This window comes from Amycolatopsis sp. lyj-346 (assembly GCF_046548975.1).
In the GTDB taxonomy this organism is placed as follows: Bacteria; Actinomycetota; Actinomycetes; order Mycobacteriales; family Pseudonocardiaceae; genus Amycolatopsis.
The window spans coordinates 61,583-81,114 of sequence record NZ_JAJPWT010000023.1; the positions used below are offsets into that span (position 1 = coordinate 61,583).

At 72.4% G+C, this 19,532-nt stretch carries 20 protein-coding genes; 11 read left to right on the forward strand and 9 right to left on the reverse strand.

Annotation, left to right across the window (positions count from 1 at the left end; genetic code table 11):
• Positions 1–6: 6 nt before the first annotated feature.
• The gene (locus ACLJQE_RS41440) at positions 7–852 is read left to right on the forward strand and encodes an SGNH/GDSL hydrolase family protein (RefSeq protein WP_410645287.1); all 846 of its coding nucleotides are present in this window, start codon (positions 7–9) and stop codon (positions 850–852) included.
• Here the strand turns inward: ACLJQE_RS41440 and ACLJQE_RS41445 are convergent.
• From ACLJQE_RS41445 to ACLJQE_RS41455, 3 genes are all read right to left on the reverse strand, one after another.
• Positions 842–1,360: a pyridoxamine 5'-phosphate oxidase family protein gene (locus ACLJQE_RS41445; protein ID WP_410645235.1), complete on the reverse strand. Its 519-nt coding sequence runs from the start codon at positions 1,358–1,360 to the stop codon at positions 842–844. The two genes, ACLJQE_RS41440 and ACLJQE_RS41445, sit on opposite strands and share 11 nt — an antisense overlap.
• Positions 1,357–2,346, reverse strand: coding sequence for an LLM class F420-dependent oxidoreductase (locus tag ACLJQE_RS41450; protein WP_410645237.1), 990 nt, complete (start codon positions 2,344–2,346; stop codon positions 1,357–1,359). Before ACLJQE_RS41450 ends, ACLJQE_RS41445 begins: the two co-directional genes overlap by 4 nt.
• Positions 2,347–2,666: 320 nt before the next feature.
• Positions 2,667–4,154: a carotenoid oxygenase family protein gene (locus ACLJQE_RS41455; RefSeq protein WP_410645239.1), complete on the reverse strand. Its 1,488-nt coding sequence runs from the start codon at positions 4,152–4,154 to the stop codon at positions 2,667–2,669.
• Positions 4,155–4,279: 125 nt separating this feature from the next.
• On the opposite strand from ACLJQE_RS41455, the gene ACLJQE_RS41460 reads away from it, so the two are divergent.
• From ACLJQE_RS41460 to ACLJQE_RS41480, 5 genes are all read left to right on the forward strand, one after another.
• Positions 4,280–5,236, forward strand: a complete 957-nt coding sequence (locus ACLJQE_RS41460) for a winged helix-turn-helix transcriptional regulator (RefSeq protein ID WP_410645241.1) — start codon at positions 4,280–4,282, stop codon at positions 5,234–5,236.
• Positions 5,237–5,307: 71 nt separating this feature from the next.
• A complete protein-coding gene (locus tag ACLJQE_RS41465) occupies positions 5,308–5,493 on the forward strand; it encodes a DUF5302 domain-containing protein (RefSeq protein ID WP_410645243.1) in 186 nt (61 codons plus the stop codon).
• Between the two features lie 101 nt (positions 5,494–5,594).
• Positions 5,595–6,815 carry a sensor histidine kinase gene (locus ACLJQE_RS41470; RefSeq protein ID WP_410645245.1) on the forward strand — a complete coding sequence of 407 codons (1,221 nt, stop codon included), beginning with the start codon at positions 5,595–5,597 and terminating at the stop codon, positions 6,813–6,815.
• On the forward strand, positions 6,812–7,477 hold the full coding sequence (locus tag ACLJQE_RS41475; protein ID WP_410645247.1) for a response regulator: 666 nt from the start codon (positions 6,812–6,814) through the stop codon (positions 7,475–7,477). The genes ACLJQE_RS41470 and ACLJQE_RS41475 overlap by 4 nt, the downstream gene beginning before the upstream one ends.
• 102 nt (positions 7,478–7,579) lie before the next feature.
• Positions 7,580–8,755, forward strand: coding sequence for a glycosyltransferase 87 family protein (locus ACLJQE_RS41480; RefSeq protein WP_410645249.1), 1,176 nt, complete (start codon positions 7,580–7,582; stop codon positions 8,753–8,755).
• A gap of 35 nt (positions 8,756–8,790) precedes the next feature.
• Here ACLJQE_RS41480 and ACLJQE_RS41485 read toward each other — a convergent pair whose 3' ends face one another.
• Positions 8,791–9,744, reverse strand: a complete 954-nt coding sequence (locus ACLJQE_RS41485) for an MBL fold metallo-hydrolase (RefSeq protein ID WP_410645251.1) — start codon at positions 9,742–9,744, stop codon at positions 8,791–8,793.
• Positions 9,745–9,828: 84 nt separating this feature from the next.
• Between ACLJQE_RS41485 and ACLJQE_RS41490 the strand changes: the two genes are divergently transcribed.
• Positions 9,829–10,773: a LysR substrate-binding domain-containing protein gene (locus ACLJQE_RS41490; protein WP_410645253.1), complete on the forward strand. Its 945-nt coding sequence runs from the start codon at positions 9,829–9,831 to the stop codon at positions 10,771–10,773.
• On the opposite strand, the gene ACLJQE_RS41495 is transcribed toward ACLJQE_RS41490, so the two are convergent.
• The 5 genes from ACLJQE_RS41495 to ACLJQE_RS41515 form a co-directional block, all read right to left on the reverse strand.
• Complete coding sequence (locus ACLJQE_RS41495; RefSeq protein WP_410645255.1) at positions 10,758–11,558, reverse strand: serine hydrolase; 801 nt, start codon at positions 11,556–11,558, stop codon at positions 10,758–10,760. The genes ACLJQE_RS41490 and ACLJQE_RS41495 overlap by 16 nt on opposite strands.
• The gene (locus ACLJQE_RS41500) at positions 11,555–12,628 is read right to left on the reverse strand and encodes a Glu/Leu/Phe/Val dehydrogenase dimerization domain-containing protein (RefSeq protein WP_410645257.1); all 1,074 of its coding nucleotides are present in this window, start codon (positions 12,626–12,628) and stop codon (positions 11,555–11,557) included. The genes ACLJQE_RS41495 and ACLJQE_RS41500 overlap by 4 nt, the downstream gene beginning before the upstream one ends.
• A 161-nt stretch (positions 12,629–12,789) precedes the next feature.
• A complete protein-coding gene (locus tag ACLJQE_RS41505; RefSeq protein WP_410645288.1) occupies positions 12,790–13,983 on the reverse strand; it encodes a kynureninase in 1,194 nt (397 codons plus the stop codon).
• Between the two features lie 32 nt (positions 13,984–14,015).
• Positions 14,016–14,810, reverse strand: coding sequence for a tryptophan 2,3-dioxygenase (locus tag ACLJQE_RS41510; RefSeq protein ID WP_410645259.1), 795 nt, complete (start codon positions 14,808–14,810; stop codon positions 14,016–14,018).
• A complete protein-coding gene (locus ACLJQE_RS41515; protein WP_410645261.1) occupies positions 14,807–15,622 on the reverse strand; it encodes a PaaX family transcriptional regulator C-terminal domain-containing protein in 816 nt (271 codons plus the stop codon). The genes ACLJQE_RS41510 and ACLJQE_RS41515 overlap by 4 nt, the downstream gene beginning before the upstream one ends.
• A gap of 48 nt (positions 15,623–15,670) precedes the next feature.
• Here ACLJQE_RS41515 and ACLJQE_RS41520 point away from each other — a divergent pair, with 48 nt between their 5' ends.
• The 4 genes from ACLJQE_RS41520 to ACLJQE_RS41535 are packed head-to-tail and all read left to right on the forward strand — an operon-like array spanning position 15,671 to position 19,503.
• Positions 15,671–16,477: a creatininase family protein gene (locus ACLJQE_RS41520; RefSeq protein WP_410645263.1), complete on the forward strand. Its 807-nt coding sequence runs from the start codon at positions 15,671–15,673 to the stop codon at positions 16,475–16,477.
• The gene (locus ACLJQE_RS41525; RefSeq protein WP_410645265.1) at positions 16,470–17,990 is read left to right on the forward strand and encodes a benzoate-CoA ligase family protein; all 1,521 of its coding nucleotides are present in this window, start codon (positions 16,470–16,472) and stop codon (positions 17,988–17,990) included. The genes ACLJQE_RS41520 and ACLJQE_RS41525 overlap by 8 nt, the downstream gene beginning before the upstream one ends.
• Complete coding sequence (locus ACLJQE_RS41530; RefSeq protein ID WP_410645266.1) at positions 17,987–18,679, forward strand: SDR family NAD(P)-dependent oxidoreductase; 693 nt, start codon at positions 17,987–17,989, stop codon at positions 18,677–18,679. The genes ACLJQE_RS41525 and ACLJQE_RS41530 overlap by 4 nt, the downstream gene beginning before the upstream one ends.
• Positions 18,676–19,503 (forward strand): enoyl-CoA hydratase family protein, encoded by an 828-nt coding sequence (locus tag ACLJQE_RS41535; RefSeq protein WP_410645268.1) that lies wholly within the window; start codon positions 18,676–18,678, stop codon positions 19,501–19,503. Before ACLJQE_RS41530 ends, ACLJQE_RS41535 begins: the two co-directional genes overlap by 4 nt.
• Positions 19,504–19,532 lie beyond the last annotated feature (29 nt).

A 19,532-nucleotide genomic window follows, 5' to 3' on the forward strand; every position in this document is an offset into this window, starting at 1 on the left:
GTGCGACTGAGGACGACGGCGTTCATCGCGATCATGGTCACCGCGCTGACGGGCGCGACGGCGGGCACGGCGGCGGCGGGCACCGCCGGCGAGTACGTGGCACTGGGGGATTCGGCGGCGGCCGGGCCGCTGATCCCGCCGCCCGACCTCTCCTCCCCCGGCTGCCTCCGGTCCCTGCTCGACTACCCGCACGTCGCCGCGAAGGAACTCGGCGTGCCGCTGAAGGACGTCACGTGCTCCGGCGCGAAGACGGCGGACATGACCGCTCCGCAGCAGACGTCGTCCGGCCCGGTGCCGCCGCAGCTGGACGCGTTGAGCGAGCAGACCCGCACGGTGACCGTGACGATCGGCGGCAACGACATCGGCCTGGTGGGGGCCGCGACCAGCTGCATCAACCTGCTGCCCGGCATCACCCCCGACTGCGTCGACCGGTTCACCGCGGGCGGCCGCGACCAGCTGGCCGAGAAGATCGCCGCGTTCGAGCCGGTGTGGGGCGCGCTGCTGGACGCGATCCACGCGAAGGCGCCGAACGCCGACGTCTTCGTGGCCGGGTACGGCACGTACCTGCCGCGCAACGGCTGCTGGCCGATCGCGCCACTGACCCCGCGCGACGCGAACTACATCCAGGGCAGCATCGACCGGACGAACGCCGCCCTCGCCCGGCAGGCCGCGGCGCACAACGCGCACTACGTCGACGTCCGGACGGCCTCGATCGGGCACGACGTCTGCAAGCTGCCCGGCGTGAAGTGGTTCGAGGGCGTGGTCCCGACGTCGATCGCCGCACCGATGCACCCGAACGCGGACGGCATGGTGGCGATCGGACGGCTGGTCGCCGCGGCGATCAGGGGGTGAAATCCCAGCGGGCGGCGCCGTGGGGCTCGGCGGTGGCGACACCGAAGGCCCGGTGCAGCGTGAGCCGGTACAGGTGCCAGGGCGCCGGCCCGGCGCTCGCCGCCATGAACGGGGCGGTGAATCCCTCGTCCACCACCGTCGCGGGCCAGCCGCCCTCGCGGTAGACGGCCGCCACCCGCTCGAGGACCTCGGGTTCGGTGACCCGGTGGGCCTCCCCCTCCATCGTGACGTCGAGGCCGCGCAGCCGCACCGACACGCTGCACGCCGGGTTCGCCGCCAGGTTGCGGGCCCGGCGCGTGCCGGGCCCGCTGACGAAGTACAGGGTGTCGGCCACCCAGATGGCGCCGACCCCGGCGGCGTGCGGCCGCCCGTCGGGACGGACGGTCCCGACGAAGAACGTCAGGTCTTCCTTGGGGGTCTGGGTGGCGAGGAGCTCGCGCGCCCTGCTCCAGGGCAGGGCCGCAGCCCCGGATCGGTCGAGGTTCCGGATTGCCTTCGGTTCCGTCATACCCCGGCGTCGAACGGGACGGCCGCGGATCGACACGCGACGAGGGTTTTCGCGCCGCCGGGATCCCGTTCACCGGTCGCCGGGACGATCGCCAGCTCGTCGATCCCGGCGGCGGCGTAGTCGCCGATCTTCGCGGCGATCTCGTCGCGGGACCCGAACAGCCCGACCGCGGCGATGGCTTCGGCGGGCACCGCGGCCAGCAGCTCGCGCGGGTGCGGCCGGGTCCGCGCGAAGTCGATCAGGTCGCCGAAGCCCGCCGCGCGGAACATGTCCGCGTAGCCGGGTGCGGCGAGGTAGCCGACCACGCCCCGGCGGAGCTGCTCGAGCTCGGCCGGTCCCGGATCGGCCGCGGCGACCACCCACGCGGCCACCGGCGGCGGAGTGGTCCCGGCGCGCTCGGCGGCGTCGTGGAGCCCGCGCACCAGCTGTGCCGCGGCGGCGGGGCTGACGAGGTTGACGACCATCCGGTCGGCATGGCGCGCGGCGACGTCGAGCGCACGGGGCCCGAACGCGGCGATCGTCACCGGAGACCGGGGAGCGGGAAGCCGCAACCGGTAGCCCCGCGAGCCGACGACCTGGCCGTCCACAGCAGACTTCTCGCCGGCCAGCAGCCCGCGGACCGCAACGGCGGACTCCGCCAGGGCCGTGGCCGCACGTTCGCGCGACCGGCCGTGCCAGCCGCGCACGACGACGTCACTGGACGTCCCGAGCGCGACACCGGTTTCGCGGCCGGTCAGCGCGGCCACCGACGCGACCCCCATGGCGATCGTCGCCGGGTCCCGCACGCTCACCGCCAGTGGCCCGAAAGTCAGGGAAATGCGCGAGGTGGCCGCCCCGATCGCCGTGCCGAGCGCGAAGGCGTCCCACGTCGCCATCTCGCCGATCCACAGCTCCGGGTAGCCCGCGGCCTCGGCGGCGCGGGCGGTGTCCAGCGCCTCCTCCGGCGGCCGGTCCTGCCAGAGCCCCAGCGACACCGAAAGCTTCACGCACGCCCTCCCCGTCTCGGTGCGGCCGGCCGGTTCGCCGTCCCCGGGAGACGACGAACCGGCGCTCAGCCCAAGGCCGCCCCGGCGAGCGGGTGCTCGCCGTATCCGGTTGCGGGGTGAGACCCCCGCTTCCGGGTGCACCGCGCTCCGGTCTCTCCGACCGGGTGCGGTACCGCTTGTTTCGATACTGCCGTTTTCGATCGGCCGGCGCGAGACCCTCCGGGCCGGCGCCTGCCCGCTCTCCTCGAGCCGGCCGATCGTCTCCGCTGCGCACCATCCCCACGCCCGGGAAAGCCCGGGCGCGACCCTCTCGACGGTGTTCAGGTGCGGAGGTTGTCCAGCTGGTCCGCCCGGACCCAGGTCGCGTGAAAACCGAGCGGAACACGCTGGGGAAGCAGGACCCTGGCCACGGGTCCGGCAGCGAGGTCGGCGGCGTCGAAGATGTCCAGTTCCGAGCGTCCCTCACGCTCGTCCTGCACGAACGTCACCAGGTACCCGTCCGCCGAATCGACGGGTGCTCCTTCGCGGGGTGCGAACGGAGCCTCACTGCCCCACCGGCCGGGACCGAACCGGTATTCGGTCTTTGTGCCGGCAAGATTGTCGTGGCGCACCAGCCCGTCGAACTTCAGCGTCCGCTCGGGCGAGATGTGCACCGCGTAGGAGTACCGGTTCCGCCGTCCGACGCCGCGGGCGTCGACGGTCGGGAACTCGGTGTTGTCGTCGTCGAGCGGCGCCTCGTGGCACGCACCGGTCCGCAGGTCGAAGCGGTAGCGGTGCAGCTGGGCGTCGAGCCGCAGGTAGGACAGCATCTTCGCGAGCGGCGTGTGCGCGTCGGCTCGTGGCTCGGTCATCAGCAACTGGGGTCGCCGCACGCGGCAGACGTCGAGGACGACCTCGTCGCCCTGCTCCCAGGCGTTGACGACGTGGTAGATGTAGCACGGGCTCGCTTCGAACCACCGGATCTGGCTACCGTCCCCGTAGCGTGGCAACACGCCGAAGCGGCTCGGCATCGAGCGGTCGAAGTGCAGCTTGTGGCGTCCCTGTTCCGCCGCCGCCAGGTCCTGGACCAGCGGCAGGTCCATCAGCACCGCGTAGTGCTCGGTGATGGCCATGTCGTGCGGCAGGCGCGGGCCGGGCAGCTCGACGTCGGTGCTGGTCACGACGGCGCCGTCCGCGCTGATCACGCCGTAGCGCAGGTACGGCGGGCGTGGCCCGTAGTCGAACCAGAACAGCTCGCCGGTGGTCTCGTCGACCTTGGGGTGGGCCATCATGTCGCCGGCCAGCGTGCCGAGGAAGTCTTCGGCGCCGAGGGTCTCCAGCGAGAGCGGGTCGACCGCGTACGGCGAGCCGCACAGGTACCAGGTGGCGAGGATCCGGCCGCGGTGGAAGACCACGTCGGTGTTCGCGTTGTCCTTGAGGCCCAGGCCGTGGGCGTTGCCGAAGGGGTTGCCCTCCGGGTTCTCCATGACGCCGGTCCACAGCGCCCGGCCGGCGGCGGACTCGGCTTCGAAGGCCTTCGTGCGGATCCACCGGTTGCGGTAGCGGGCCCTGCCGTTCTCCAGGTGGACCGCGTGGATCATGCCGTCACCGTCGAACCAGTGGTAGCGGCCTTCCGGGGCGAACCGCGGGTTGGGGCCGTTGCGCAGGTAGACGCCGTTGAGGTCCTTCGGGATTTCGCCGATGACCTGCAGGTCTCCGGCGTCGATCTCGGTGCCGACCGGGGCGTAGACGCCGAGCAGGTAGGGGTTGACCTCGCCGGTGTCCGCCGTCCGGGCCACCATCAGCGGCTGTTCGGAGGTGCTGGTCATCGGCCTGCTCCCTGGCTGCGCGGGGTGGTGGAGACGAGACTATGATTTGTGTACCCAGCTGTCAATAGGCTTCTTTTGATGTAGCCAGCTGTACGCTGGAATCGTCATTCAACGAGGGGGAACTGGTGACCGAAGCGCCTGCACACCGCGTGCGACCGGCGGGGGATCCGCTCCGGCGGGCGCTCGAACTGGTCGGCGACCAGTGGACGCTGCTCATCCTGCAGAGCCTGTTCCTGCGCTTCCGGCGGTACGAAGAGCTGCGGCTGCGGCTGGGCATTTCGCCGACGGCGTTGTCGGGACGGCTGCGGGACATGGTGGATGCGGGCATGCTCACCCGGGTGCCGTACCGGGACGCGCGCCGCACGCGGCACGAGTACCGGCTGACCGAGCGCGGCCTCGAACTGTGGCCGCTGCTGATTTCGATCTGGGCGTGGGAGCGCGACTGGGTCGAGGGCCGCCGCGAGGTGCTGCCGACGCTGATCCACCTCGACTGCGAGCTGGCTACCTCGGCGCCCCTCGGCTGCGCGGCTTGCGGCCGTCGCGTCGATGCGCGCGACGTCCGCGCGGAACGGCTGGACAGCACCGGCGTCGCGGCGGCGACGGCGTCCAAGCGCTTCCGCCGCAAGGACGCCGACTCACTGGCGGGCGACCCGCTGATGTTCTTCCCGGACACGATGGAACTGCTCGGCGACCGGTGGTCGACCGGCCTGCTGGTCTCGGCGCTGCTCGGCTGCCGGCACTTCTCGGAGTTCGAGCGCGAGCTGGGCATCGGCCCGAGCGTGCTGTCGGCCCGGCTGAGCAAGCTGGTCGAGGTCGGCGTCCTGCGCACCGGCGCGGCGAAGACCCGCACCGACGCCCGCGACTACCGCCTGACGGCGAAGGGCCTGGCGTTCTTCCCGGCGCTGGCGTTCATCGCGGAGTGGTCCCGCGGGTTCGAGGTGGCGGACCAGGAGCCGGACATCACACTGCACCACGTCGAGTGCGGCGAACGCCTGCGTCCGATGCTGTTGTGCGACCACTGCGGCCGCCCGTTGACCCGCACGTCGGTGCAGTTCGGCGGTGTGCCGTCCCCGAAACGCTGAAATCGACTCGCCAAGCGGGTGCGCGGCTGACAGGCTGGAGGGGTCACACGTCGTCGTTTTCGGAGGTAAGCATGAGTGAACCGACCCCGTCGCCCAGCGGCGAGGAGGACGACGTCAAGCGCAAGTTCCGCGAAGCACTGGAGCGCAAGCAGGCCCACGCCCGCAGCGGCGCGGCGCACGAGAACGCGGGCGGCAAGAACCAGCACGCCCACGGCCCGGCGGCGAACAAGCGGACGTTCCGCCGCAAGAGCGGCTGACGCTCCACCGGCTGCCGAGAGCTCCCGAAGGCCACCACGGACGTGCGTTCGTGGTGGCCTTCGGCGTACCCGGTGCGGGAGCGGCGTCCTAGGGTGGGCCGATGGCCGGTCGGGTGTGGTGGGGCGAGCTGTGGCGGGTCACGCGGTACGTCCTCGGTACCGGCGTCCGGCCCGAGGTGCGGGCGCGGTCGGCCGCCCTGCGGCGGTTGCGCACCGCCGCCGTGGCCGGCACCGGGCTCTGGGTGGTGTTCTTGGCGGCGCAGACGGCACCGCGGGCACTGGCCGGCCCGCTCGCGTTCGCCCTCGCCGTGGCGACGGCGGCGCCCGCGTTCGTCGCCGTCCGTTCGCCGTTGTGGGCGTGGCGGCTGCTCGTCGTGCTGATCGTCGCCACTCCGGCCGCGTACCCGGGCCTGGCGCGGTCGTGGGGCTGGCCGTGGTCACCGGGCCTGGCGCTGACGGCCGCGCTGGTGTGGTTCCTGCTCGCGGCGGGTCACGGGCAAGCCGTTCTGGTCGTGGCCGGCGTGGTTTCGGCCGCCGCGATGGGTGTCTGGGTCGAGGACTGGCGCGACCTCGCGCTGCTGGTGGCCCTGATGAGCGCGCTGCAGCTCGGCGGCAACGCGGTGCGTCAGCGGCGGGTCGCCGAGCGGGAGAGCGCCGAACAGCAGCGAAGGCGCGCGGCGGAGGAGACCAGGGCCGCGGTCCTCGAGGAACGCGCCCGCATCGCCCGGGAACTGCACGACGTGGTCGCCCACCACATGTCCGTGCTCGCATTGCGCACCGGCTCCGCGCCCTACCGCTTCCCCGGCATGCCGGACGACCTGCGGGCCGAGTTCGCCGAGCTGACCGGGACCGCCCGGGACGGCATGGTCGAGATGCGCCGGCTGCTCGGCGTGCTGCGGACCGAGAGCACCGCCGGACCGCTCGCGCCGCAGCCGGACGTCACCCGGGTGGCCGAGCTGGTGGAGCGGGTGCGTGCGCTCGGCACCGCCTGCACGGTGCGGGTGGACGGGGACTTCGACGCGCTGCCCGCCGGCGTCGCGTTGTCCACCTACCGGATCGTGCAGGAGGCGCTGAGCAACGCGGTCCGGCACGCGCCCGGGGCGGCGATCGACGTGGACCTGCGGGTCGGCGCCGGTTCCGTGCGGGCGGTGGTGCGCAACGCCCCGGGTGGTCCCGGCCGGCCGGGACCACCCGGGCACGGACTGCTCGGCATGCGGGAGCGGGCCGCGATGCTCGGTGGCAGGCTGGTGGCCGGACCGACGGCCGACGGCGGGTTCGAAGTCACCGCGGAGCTGCCGCCGGACCACGAGGAGAACGCGTGATTTCCGTGCTCATCGCCGACGACCAGACCATGGTCCGGCAGAGTTTCCGCGCGGTTCTCGACGCGCAGGACGACATCCGGGTCGCCGGCGAGGCCGCGAACGGCGCCGAAGCGGTGACGCGCTGTGCGGAGCTCTCCCCGGACGTCGTCCTGATGGACGTCCGGATGCCGGGCGTGGACGGCTTGGAAGCCACTCGCCGCATCCTCGGCGCGGGTGGCGCCGTCCGCGTGCTGATGCTGACGACGTTCGACATCGACGAGTACGTCTACGGCGCGCTGCGCGCGGGAGCCAGCGGCTTCCTCCTCAAGGACGCGCCGCTGGACGACCTGGTCGTCGCGGTCCGCGTGGTCGCCGCGGGCAACGCCCTGTTCGCCCCGTCGGTCACCCGCAGGCTCATCGGCGAGTTCGCCGTCCGCGGCCGCGCCGCCGAGCCCGGTGCCCGGGGGCTCGCCGGGGTCGCGGACCTGACCGAGCGGGAGACCGAGGTGCTCCGCCTGGTCGCGAAGGGCCTGTCCAACACGGAGATCGCCGAGACGCTGGTGATCGCCGAACAGACCGCGAAAACGCACGTCAGCCGGGTGTTCGCCAAGCTCGGTGCCCGTGACCGCGCGCAGGCGGTCGTGGCCGCCTACGAAGCGGGCATCGTGGTGCCCGGCCGGTGATACCCGGGTAGCACGGCGGGGCCGCGGCCCTACCCGGGTACCACCGGAAGACGGCACCCGGGCACGACGACCGGGCGCCCGCCGTCGGCCATCGTGGCGGCCATGGGGATCGGACGCACCAGGACCGTGATGTTGACCGTGACCGCGGTCCTGGCACTCGTCGCGGTGACGTGGTGGTCGCTCGGCCGTCCGCTCGGCGTCGATTCCGCGGTGTACCGCGCGGGGGGAATCGCCGTGCTCCGCGGGGAACCGCTCTACGGGCACCTGTCGGGGCTGCCCGGCTGGGCGCCCGAGCTGCCGTTCACCTACCCGCCGTTCGCGGCGGTGCTGTTCACGCCGCTCGCCGTGTTGCCCGTGCAGTGGTGCTGGGGCCTGGTCGCGGTGACCGCGGCCCCCGCGCTGGCACTGGCCCTGCGCCCGTACGCACCGGGCCCCGCCCCGCTGCTGCTCGCGTTCGGCCTGCAGCCGGTGTGGCAGACCATCGGGCTGGGCCAGCTCAACCTGGTCCTGATGGCGCTCGTGGTCGTCGACGTGCTGCGCCGGCGCGGCCGCTGCGGCGGCGTCCTCATCGGTCTCGCGGCGGCGGTCAAGCTGGTGCCGTTGATCTTCGTCGGGCACCTGCTGCTCACCGGCCGCCGGGCGGACGCGTGCCGCGCTCTCGGCACCTTCGCCGCGGCCACCGCGCTGGGCGCCCTGCTGCTGCCGTCCGATTCGGCCCGGTACTGGACGTCGGCGCTGTTCAACGACCACTTCGCCCAGATGAAGGGCTGGGTGGGCAACCAGTCGTGGGCGGGGTTCGCCGCCCGGACGGCACCCGATCAGGCCTGGCCGCTCGCGTTCGCGGCGCTGGCCGTGGCGGGCGCCGCGGTCGTCGTCCGGTGGCGGCACCGGGAGGGCGACGACCGCGGCGCGCTGCTGGTCACCGCCGGGTGCGCGCTGCTGGTGAGCCCCATTTCGTGGACGCACCACTGGGTGTGGATCGCACCCGCGCTGGGCTACCTGCTCACCGGCGGCCGCCGGTGGTCCGCGCTGCTCCTGGCGGCGCTGTTCACCGGCTGGACGGTGGCGGTGGTGCCCGGCGGTGAGGGCCGGGAGCGGACCTGGACCACCGCGCAGGCGATCGTCGGCAACGCCTACCTGCTGGTCGCGGTCGCCGCCGGCGTGGCGCTCGTCGTCGCGGCGATCCGCGGCGGCCCCCGCCCTTCCCTGGGGGGCGTCCCCGGTCCAGTCTATCGCCACACACCGGCGAAACCGCCCGGAAAGCCCTCTGGCGACTGACATTTCCCCATTGCGGCGAGGCTGTGGACAAGCGGCTACGGCGCGAACGAACCCAGGTGGTCCAGCACCACGAACCCGCTCCCGGGGCTCGCCGCCGCCACGGCTTTGCGCAGGACCTCCAACCCGCCGTTCGGATCGTGCGCCTGGCCCAGCGGCAGGTCGAAGTCGTCCCAGTGCGTTGCCGCCACCCACCGCGGGAAGCCCAGGGTGCGCAGCAGCCGCGGGACGTACTCCCGGACCTTCGCCCCGCCCGGCGGGAGCAGCACCACGTCCGGCCGCAGCCCGGCCAGCTCGGACTCGACGTAGTTCGAGCCCCCGAAGTCCAGCACGCTCGCCCCGCCGCCGGACACCGCGTACGCCAGCGTGCCGCCCTCCAGCAGGTCCGAAATCACGCGGGGCCGGTCGCGGCGGGACAGGGGCCGCGTTCCCGGGAACGCCACCTGGGCCCGGGTGCCGGTGGCCGAATGCAGGGAACGCAGCACCCGGATCGAGTACCCGTCGAACGTCAGGTCCTCCCCGCCCGTCGCGACCGCCAGCTGGTCCTCCGGGGCACCCAGCGCCGCCATGAGACTCAAATGCGTCTCGGTGCCGATGACCGTCGCCCCGGTGCGCTGGGCCAGGTAGGGGACGTCGGTCAGGTGGTCGTAGTGGCCGTGCGTCACCAGGATGTGGTCCGCCCGGAGGAAACCGCGGTCGAGGTAACCGTCGATCAGCGCGTGGTTCACCGAGAGCGGCGTCCGGGGGTCCGCGCCCGCCTCGGTGTACGTGCCCGTCTTGAAGCGGGTCAGCCACGGGTCGATGAGGACCGTCTTCGCTCCGATGCGAATTTCCCAGCCGTTGTTCCCCCACCAGCGCAGTGTCATTCCCGAACCAGCCAGTCCCGAACCAGCCAGTCCCGAACGGGCCGCCGCGGGCGGTGCGCCCGCCAGGATCGCCGCCGCCGCCGCGCTCGCGCCGAACAGCCCGCGCCTGCTCAATCCCTTGTCCATACCGGACACCCGACCACGACCTGAGCCCCGCTGTCCAAGATCAGGACGTCGGCAATTCGATAGGTGAACGGCTATCGTCGCAGCGTGGACCACCTCCGCTCGCTGCGGTACTTCCTCGTCGTCGCCGACGAACTGCACTTCGGCCGGGCCGCCGAACGGCTCGGGATCGCGCAGCCGCCGTTGAGCCAGCGCGTCAAACGGCTCGAAGCCGAGCTCGGCGCGAAGCTGTTCGAACGCGGCCGCCGCGTCACGCTCACCGAAGCCGGCGAAGTGCTGCGCGCCGAAGCCCGCGAGCTGCTGTCCCGCTGGGACCGCATGACGGCGCTCGTCGCGAAGGCCGAACGCGGGGAGCTGGACAGCCTGCGGGCGGGCGTGCCCCCGGACCTGCCCGGCCGGGTGCTGGCCGCGATCCTGACGGAGTTCGCCGACGCGTGCCCGGCCGTGCGGCTGGACCTGCACGAGCTCACCACCGCCGAGCAGGCCCGGTTGCTCGCCGACCGCGAACTCGACGCCGGCCTGCTCCAGCTGCCGGTGGACGTGGTCGGGCTCGAACTCGGCCCGGTCGTCGACACCCCGCTCGGCGTGGTGCTCCCCCGTGACTCGCCGCTCGCCCGCCGCGCCGAGCTCACCCTCGCCGACCTGGCCGGGGAAGGCCTGGTCCACGCCCCGCGCGCCGCCGCGCCGGGAAGCTACGACGCTCTGCTGCGCACCTGCTGGGACCACGGCTTCCGCCCGGCCGCCATCCGGCACGCCCGCAATCCCGAGTTCGTGCTCGGCCTGGTCCTGGCCGGGCACGGCGTCGCGTTCGAACCCCGCGCCCGCAAGGAACCGCGGGTGGTGTGGCGGCCGCTCCGAGGCGACCCGCTGCGCGCGCGGATGGCGTTCGCCCGGCCTTCGACCGGCCCCCATCCCCAGGCGGCCGAACTCGCCGCGGTCGCCGCCGGCGTCCTCCAGGGCGACGGCGTCTCGAGCCTGGTACCGCCGCCGCAGCGCCCCCGCCCGTGGGACGTGTTCTACGACCGCAGCTGATCGACCGCCGCACGGGCGGCGGCGCCGATCGCCTGGTCGATGTCCGGGCGCCGCAGCGTCTCCGCCCCACCGACGGTGAACACCGCGACCGCGTAGGCGGCGCCGTCCGGGTAGGTCGCGACGCCGATTTCGTTGCGGATCCCCGGCATCGTGCCCGTCTTGCCCGCCACCGCCACCTCCGGCGGGAACCCCGCCGTCAGCCGGTGCCAGCTGACCTGCGCCGACATCCACTCGCGCACCGGAGCGCCCACGTCGCCGGCCCAGATGGCCGACAGCAGCTTCGTCATCTCGCGGGGCGTGGTCGCGGACGTCCGCAGTGGATCCAGGGCTCGCACCGGCCGCCCGGCCTCGGTGTCTTCGACGATCGTGCGCAGCACGTCCCGCGGCGCGCCGATCACCCTCGTGCGCGGCAGGCCCAGCTCGGCCAGCAGCGACCGGACGTTCTCCACGCCGACGCGGTCGAACAGCAGGTCGGCGGCCGTGTTGTCGGACACCGAAAGGGCCAGCAGCGCCGCGTCCCGCAGGCTGTATTCGGCGTCGTCGGCGAACCCGGCCGAGCCGGTCCCGCCGAGGCGGTCCGCCGCGGACGCACGGACCCGGTCGGCCGGATCGAGCTGCCCGGCCGCCACCTGGCGCGCGAACTCGAACGCCAGGGGCACCTTCACCACGGACGCCAGTACCACCGGCGAGTCCGCGCCCACCCCCACCGCGTCGGCGGAACCGAGACGGCGGGCGTGCAGGAAACCTCGCACACCCGCCGCCGCGAAGATCTCTTCGGGACTCACCCGATCATGATGGACCGCAGCCGGCCGACCTCCGCCATCCGGCGCTCCGCGAGGCGGTCGGCCGCCGTTGCCGGGGGTACGCCGTCGGTCTCGGCCAGGGCGAACACGGCCTTCGTCGTGTCGTAGATGGCCGTCGTCTTGCGCTTCGCGCGCTCGAAGTCGAAGCCGTGGCGCTCGTCGTCGACCTGGATCACGCCACCCGCGTTCACCAGGTAGTCCGGTGCGTACAGGACGCCGCGGTCGGCGAGCTGCTTGTCGATGCCCGCGTGCGCGAGCTGGTTGTTCGCCGCGCCGCAGACGATCCGCGCGCCGAGCACCGGCACCGTTTCGTCGTTCAGGACGCCGCCCAGCGCGCACGGCGCGAAGACGTCCAGCTCGGTGCGCAGCAGGGTGTCCACATCGGACACGACCTGCACGTCCGGGTGGCTCGACCGGGTCCGTTCGATCGCCGGCGCGTGGACGTCGGTGATCGTCACCTGCGCCCCCGCCGCCACGAGGTGCCCGACGAGGATGTGGCCGACCTTGCCGACGCCGGCCACGCCGACGCGCTTGCCCGCCAGGTCCGGGCTGCCCCAGACGTGCTCGGCCGAGGCCCGCATGCCCTGGAAGACGCCGAACGCGGTGAGCACGGACGAGTCGCCCGCCCCGCCGTCCTCGGGCGAGCGGCCGGTGACGTACTGGCACTCACGGGCCACCACGTCCATGTCCTGGACGTACGTGCCCACGTCGCACGCCGTGATGTAGCGGCCGCCCAAGGACTGCACGAAGCGCCCGTACGCGCGCAGCAGCGCTTCGGACTTGAGCGTCTTCGGGTCGCCGATGATGACGGCCTTGCCGCCGCCGAGGTCGAGCCCGGCCAGCGCGTTCTTGTATGCCATGCCCTTGGACAGCGCGAGGACGTCGTCGAGCGCGTCGGATTCGGTGGCGTAGGGGTGGAAGCGCGTCCCGCCCAAGGCGGGCCCGAGCGCGGTGGAGTGGATGCCGATGATGGCCTTGAGGCCACTGGCCTGGTCGTGGCAGTACACGACCTGTTCGTGCCCGGTGCCCCGGGCGAACACTCCTTCGGTCACGGTGGTGACTCCTTTGTCTCCCGCGCCCCGGTTTCGTGGCCGGGACGCGCTTCACGGGTTGGCGGGAGCCCGCGCGGAGGTCGTCCGCTGGGGTGCCCGGGACCAACCTAGATCCCCGGTGATCGCCGGACCAGTGGTGGTCCCGCGATACGGACGGGTAATCAGCCCTTGATCACCTTGCCGAGCGTGCCCATCGCCTTCTCGAGCTGGCCGTCCGACAGGTACGGCGCGGGACCGAAGCGCAGGTACTGCCCCCGGCTGTCGGTCCGGACGCCCTCGGCGGCCAGCGCCGCCTGCAGCCCGGCGGCATCGGCGCAGCGCAGCGAGAGGAACCCGCCGAGCATCCCGAGCGGCGTCTCGCGGTCGCGGGTGACGACGTCCTCCGGCAACCCGAGCTTGTCGAACACCGAAGCGAGCAGGCCCACCTGGTGCTGTGACACCTCTCGGAGGAACTCGGGGGTGAGCCCGTGCTCGGCGAAGAACCGCTGGACCCGGACGCCGCGGTAGTGGCTCGCCGGGTCGTAGGTGGCGCCGGCGAACCGGTCGCCGCCGATGGCGTAGGGCACCTGGCCGGGGTGGCGCTCGTCGGCCAGTGCGCCGAACTCGGCGTACCAGCCGGTGATGACCGGCCGCAGCTCCTGGGCGTGCGCGGGCAGCCGCAGGAAGCAGTTGCCCTCGCCCAGCTGCAGATACTTGTAGCCGCCGCCGAGCACCCAGGCGTTGGTCAGCCCGAGGTCGTGCAGCGGGAACGGCACGGCACCGAGCGCGTGGTAGGCGTCGACGACGAGCTCGATCGAGCGGCCGCGGCAGACGTCGGCGAGGTGCGCGAGGCCGGGCACGAGCCTCGACGTCTCGAACAGCACGGCCGACACGAGCACGGCGGCGGTGTTGCCGTCGACCTCGCCCGCGACGCGCTCGGCGAGCGTCGTCACCGGGTCGAGCGGCACCCGCACGATCTCGACGCCCTCCTCTTCGAGGCGGGCGAGCTGACGGCGCAGGGTGTGGAACTCGCCGTCGGTGGTGACCAGGCGCGGCCGCCGCGGCAGCTCCATCGCCGACAGGAAGCGCAGCACCAGGTCGTGCGTGCTCGCACCGAGCGCGTACTCGCCGTGCGGGTCGCCGAGCAGCAGGCGGAAGCCCGCGCGCAGCTGGTCCGCCTTCGCGAAGGCGCGCTCCCACTTGCCGTCGACGTCGCGGGCGGCGTCGGCGAAGGACTCCAGGAGGCCCTCCTCGGCGACGTCCGGCCAGGCCTGGTGCGAGTGCCCGGAGAGCAGGAGGCGGTCGGCCACCGCGAACCGGGTGTAGTGCGCGGCGAGGGCGTTGCCGTCCGCGCGCAGGTCGTCCAAAGTGGTCACAGTCTCCAAAATGGTCACAGTCTCCATAGTGGTCACAGTCGGCTCCGTACGGCCCAGAGATCCGGGAACATCGGCTGGAAAAGCGTGGTACGCAGGTAAGCCGCGCCGGATGATCCTCCCGTCCCGGTCTTGTCGCCGATGGTGCGTTCGACCATCTTCACGTGCCGGTAGCGCCACTCCTGCATCCCTTCGTCGAGATCGACCAGACACTCCGCGACGACCGAGGGTCCCCCGTCGTCGCTGTACACGTCCAGCAATATCGCCTGCAGGGCCGGGGACGGCTCCACCGGTCGAGTGACGTCTCGGTCACACTCGACCGCATAGCCAGAAACCTTGAGATACGTGAGAAAAGAGTCGAACAACGACGGGCGCGCCATCGCTTCGGCAATGCGTTTCCGCTGCTCGCCGTCCTCGGGGTAGTGCGCGAACACGCGTTCGTCGCGCCGTCCGAGCACGGCCTCCAGCTCGCGGAACTGGGCCGACTGGAAGCCGCTCGAAGCGTCCAAACGGGCGCGGAAACTGGTGAACTGGCTGGGGGTCATGGTTTCCAGCACGTCGATCTGCGCGACCGCGACCTTGAGGATGGTCAGGATCCGGCGCAGCGTGCGGATGGAGTGCGCGGTGTTGCCCTTCTCGAGGTTCGCCTGCAGGAAGGCGGCTTCGTGCAGGATCTGCTTGAACCAGAGTTCGTACACCTGGTGGATCACGATGAACAGCAGCTCGTCGTGTTCGTCCGAACGCATGCGCTGGGCGTTCAGCACTTCGTCCAGCCCGAGGTACGAGGTGTAACTCATGGCTTCCTGAGTGGCTTGGCTGGGTTCGGTCATCCTCGGGTCACCTCGTCGAAATGGCGCTGAGCGGGTTGCGCGAGCGCGGTGTACAGATCGTGGAACAGCTCGACCGCGGCCGCCCGGCGGTCCGGGGCGGGCACCAGGCCGGCGGGCAGTTCGGGATCGAGCGACGGGAACATGCGGAAGGTGTGCACCAGCCGGGTGCGCACCTCGAACGCCTCGGCGTCCGGCGGCTCCCGGCCCGCGTACCCGCCGAACTGGCCGACGAACGCGGCGTACCGCGCGGCCAGGTCGTCGAGGTCCCACGCCCGGCCGGCGAAGCGGCGGACGTCCAGCGCCGCCGACGGCCGGCCGAGCAGCAGCCCGGCGTGCTCGGTGACGTCGAGTTCACCGAGCAGCGCGACCACCTCCGCCTCGCGGTCGTGCGGCGCGATCCAGGTGCCGTCGGAGTACGGCCCGAACCCGAGGAACCGCAGCCGCCGCACCAGGCGTTCCCTGGCCTGGCGGCGGCTCTCGGGGATGCTCTGCCACAGCACGGTCCACTCGCCCACGGCGCGTTCGCGGCGGCCGAGGGAGAAGATCCGGCGGTCGCCGTCGGCGAGCAGCGCGACGGTCCGCCGGGTCAGCGAATAGTGCACGGTGCGGCCTTCGCGGTGGCGCTGGAGCAGGCCGCGGCGCACCAGGCGGGTGAGCGCGATCCGGGCGGCGCCGTCGGAGAAGCCCAGCTCGGCGAGCACCGCGACCAGGCCGCCCGACCACACCCGGCGGGTTTCGCGCGGGTGCACGTAGCTGCCCAGCAACGTCATGACCAGCTCCTGAGGGCTGGCTTCGAAGGCGTCTCCGGGCATGACGGCAACTCTATACACCTCAGGCCGCTGCGGTGTAACTTGAATTGCGTGACGTACTTCGCGGACCTCAGCTCGCCGCAGGTCGCCGAGTTGACTTCGGGTGATCGCGTCCCGGTGCTGCTGCTCCCGCTGGGTGCGATCGAGCCGCACGGCCCGCACGCGCCGCTCGGCACGGACCCGCTGATCTCCCGCGGGATGTGCGAGCGCGCGGCCGAGCGGCTGACGGCCGATCCCGAAGTCCACGTCCTGGTCCTGCCCGAAGTGCCCTACGGCGTGACGCGGTTCGCGGCCGGGTTCGCCGGCGGGATCCACGTCGGCGAGGAGACGCTGCACTCGCTGCTCGTCGACATCGGCGCGTCGCTGATCGGCCAGCGGCTCCGGCGGATCCTGCTGGTCAACAACCACTTCGAGCCCGCGCACCTGGTCACGCTGCGACGCGCGGCCGAGACGCTGAACTTCGCCTACGACGGGCGGGTCGCCCTGCTCGACCTGGTCCGGCGGCGGCACGCGCAGCGGCTGACCGACGAGTTCCGGTCCGGCGAGTGCCACGCCGGGCGGTACGAGACGTCGCTGGTGCTCGCCGACCGGCCCGAGCTGGTGGACCAGGCCGTCATGCGGGAGCTGCCGCACGTGCCGATTAGTTTGACAGCGGCGCGAAGCGCCTCCGTTGAGGGTGGTGGCGGGGGCATGGATGGACTGGCCGCCGCCCCCGAGGACGGCAGCTTCCTCGCCATGGGGATGACCGACGCGTACTGCGGCAAGCCCGCCGAAGCGACCGCCGAAGAAGGCACCGAGACGTTCTCGACGTTGACCGACCTGCTGGTGGAAGCGATCCGGGAGCTGGCCCGTGAGTGAGCCGTTCAACCTCGCCACGCACTTCCTCGACCGGCACGTCGCCGCGGGCCGGGGTGACCGGACCGCGCTGTTCGTCGGGGACCGCGAAGTCACCTATGCGTCGCTGGCCCGGCTCACCAACCGGATCGGGAACGTGCTGCTCGACGCCGGTGTCCGAAGAGGACAGCGGGTGCTGCTGGCCCTGAGCGACGGCGACGAGTTCGTCGCCGCCTGGTACGGCGCGCAGAAGATCGGCGCTGTGACGGCCGAGGTCTACCCGTTCCTGCAACCCAAGGACTACGCCTACTACCTCGGCTACACCGAAGCCGTGGTGGTGCTCGCGGACGCCGTCACCCTGCCCGCGTTGCGTGCGGCGGGTGCCACCGGGCTGCTCGTCACGGGCGTGCCCGAAGCGGAGCTGCTTCCCAGTGAACGTCCGTTTCGGACGCTGGTCGACGCCGCACCGGAGGTTCTGGCCGCCGCACCGACCACAGTGGACGACGTCGGCATCTGGAAGTTCACCACCGGCAGCACCGGCGCCCCCAAGGCGTGCGTGCACCCCTTGCGCAGTCCGCTCGAGAGCTTCGAACGGTACGCCGTCCAGGTGCTCGGCCTGCGGGAGGACGACCGGGTGCTCGCCGTTCCCAAACTGTTCTTCGGCTACGCGCGTGATCTCGTGGCGCTGTTCCCGTTCGGCGTCGGCGCGGCCGGGATCGCCTTCGCCGAACGCAGCACGGCGGACCTGGTGTTCGAGCTGATCGCCCGCTACCGGCCGACGGTGCTGGTCAACGTGCCGACGATGATGAGCGCGCTGGTCGCCCACCCGGCCGCGGCGGAGCAGGACCTGAGCTGCCTGCGGATGACGACGTCGGCGGGCGAGGCGTTGCCGTCGGAGCTGCACCGCAGGTGGGACGCGACCTTCGGGGTGCCGGTGGTGGACGGGATCGGTTCGTCCGAGGCGTACCACATCTACCTGTCGAACCGACCGGGCGCCGCGCGCGCCGGCACGCTCGGCACGCCGGTTCCGGGCTACACCGCCCAGGTCGTCGACGAGCTCGGAAACCCGTTGCCGGACGGGGAAATCGGGCCGCTGCGCGTGACCGGGCCGACGATCGCGCTGGAGTACTTCGGCGATCCGGAGAAGTCCGCGCGGACGTTCGACGGCGACACGCTGACGTCGGGCGACCTGTTCAGCCGTTCCCCGGACGGGTACTTCCGCCACCACGGCCGCGCGGACGCGCTGCTCAAGGTCGGCGGCGTGTTCGTCGCCCCCGGCGAGATCGAGGACTGCCTGCTCGGCCACGACGCCGTGGTGGACTGCGCGGTGGTCGGCCACGAGGCCGACGGCCTGGTCGTCCCGCGCGCGTACGTGGTGCTGCGGCCCGGTTCCGAGGTGCCGGCGGACGAGCTGAAGGACCACGCGAAAGCCCACCTGGCCAAGCACAAGTACCCCCGCGAGGTGGTCTTCATGACGGAACTCCCCCGCACGGCCAACGGAAAGCTCGACCGGCGTGCCCTGGCAGCCCGCCCGTGAGCCGCCTGGTGGTGGTCACCGGCGGCACGCGCGGCATCGGCGAGGCGATCGCGGACCGGTTCCGTTCCTCCGGCGACACCGTCCTGGCGCCGGGCCGCACGGACTGCGACGTGACCGACGAGGAAGCGGTGGCTGCGTATTTCGCTTCGGCGGGGCCGGTCGACGTGCTGGTCAACAACGCCGGGATCTCGTCGAGCGCGCCGGCCGCGCGGACTTCCCTGGCCGACTGGCGCGCGCAGTTCGAGGTGAACGCCACGGGCGCGTTCCTCTGCACGCGCGCGGTGCTGGACGGGATGCGCTCGCGCGACAGCGGCCGGATCGTCACGGTGGCGTCGACGGCTTCGCACGTCGGCTACCGCTACACGGCCGGCTACACGGCGTCGAAGCACGCGGCGGTGGGCTTCATGCGCGCGGTGGCGGCGGAGCTGGCCGGCACCGGCGTCACGGCGAACGCGGTGTGCCCGGCGTTCGTCCGCACCGACATGACGGCGACCTCGGTGCAGCGGATCGTCTCGCGGTCCGGACGGTCTGCTTCGGAGGCGGAAGCGGCACTGGCGGCGGTGTCCCCGCTCGGCCGGTTGCTGGAGCCCGCCGAGGTGGCGTTCGCAGTGTCCTTCTTGGCGGCCCCGGAGGCCGCCGCGATCAACGGCCAGACCCTCGTACTCGACGGCGGAGGAATCCAGTCATGAGCCCGTTCCGCGCAACCGCCCCGCTGACGAAGGAGTGGGAGCACTTCGAGTTCACGGTGGCCGACGGAGTGGCCACCGTGACGTTCACGCGCCCGGAGAAGCTGAACGCGCTGACGTTCGACGTGTACGCGGACCTGCGGGACCTCGTGCTCGAGCTCCCCCAGCACGAGGACGTCCGGGTGCTGGTGATCACCGGGCAGGGCCGCGGGTTCTGCTCGGGCGGCGACGTCGAGGAGATCATCGGCGAGCTGCAGAAGTTCGAGACGGCCGAGCTGCTGGAGTTCACCCGCATGACGGGCGCGGTGGTGAAGGCCCTGCGCGAGTGCCCCCTCCCGGTGATCGCGGCGGTCAACGGAGTGGCGGCCGGAGCGGGTTCGGTGATCGCACTGGCCAGCGACTTCCGCCTGCTGGCGGAGTCGGCGAAGTTCGCGTTCCTGTTCACGAAGGTGGGCCTGGCCGGAGCGGACATGGGCTCGGCGTACTTGTTGCCGCGCCTGGTGGGACTCGGACGCGCCACGGAACTGCTGATCCTGGGCGACAAGGTGCCGGCCTCCCGCGCATCGGAGATCGGCTTGGCCACCCAGGTGGTCCCCGACGCGGAGCTGGCCGACGCGACGACGGCGTTGGCGCGCCGGCTGGCCGACGGCCCAGCCCTGGCCTACGCGACGACGAAGGTGCTCCTGACCCGCGAGCTGGACATGGATCTGGGCAGCGCGATCGAACTGGAGGCCATCACCCAGGCCTTGTTGATGACGGCCAAGGACCACAAGGAGTTCTATGCGGCTTGGACCGCGGGGCGGGAGCCGCGCTGGACGGGCCGCTGACGGGCCACCGGCAGGTTTGAGGTGGCGCG

Bases quoted from the DNA above. Each gene is read 5' to 3' on its own strand.
- ACLJQE_RS41485 (WP_410645251.1), bottom strand. From the start codon at position 9,744: ATGGACAAGGGATTGAGCAGGCGCGGGCTGTTCGGCGCGAGCGCGGCG.
- ACLJQE_RS41455 (WP_410645239.1), bottom strand. From the start codon at position 4,154: ATGACCAGCACCTCCGAACAGCCGCTGATGGTGGCCCGGACGGCGGAC.
- ACLJQE_RS41535 (WP_410645268.1), top strand. From the start codon at position 18,676: ATGAGCCCGTTCCGCGCAACCGCCCCGCTGACGAAGGAGTGGGAGCAC.
- ACLJQE_RS41480 (WP_410645249.1), top strand. From the start codon at position 7,580: ATGGGGATCGGACGCACCAGGACCGTGATGTTGACCGTGACCGCGGTC.
- ACLJQE_RS41515 (WP_410645261.1), bottom strand. From the start codon at position 15,622: ATGCCCGGAGACGCCTTCGAAGCCAGCCCTCAGGAGCTGGTCATGACG.
- ACLJQE_RS41470 (WP_410645245.1), top strand. From the start codon at position 5,595: ATGGCCGGTCGGGTGTGGTGGGGCGAGCTGTGGCGGGTCACGCGGTAC.
- ACLJQE_RS41445 (WP_410645235.1), bottom strand. From the start codon at position 1,360: ATGACGGAACCGAAGGCAATCCGGAACCTCGACCGATCCGGGGCTGCG.
- ACLJQE_RS41510 (WP_410645259.1), bottom strand. From the start codon at position 14,810: ATGACCGAACCCAGCCAAGCCACTCAGGAAGCCATGAGTTACACCTCG.
- ACLJQE_RS41465 (WP_410645243.1), top strand. From the start codon at position 5,308: ATGAGTGAACCGACCCCGTCGCCCAGCGGCGAGGAGGACGACGTCAAG.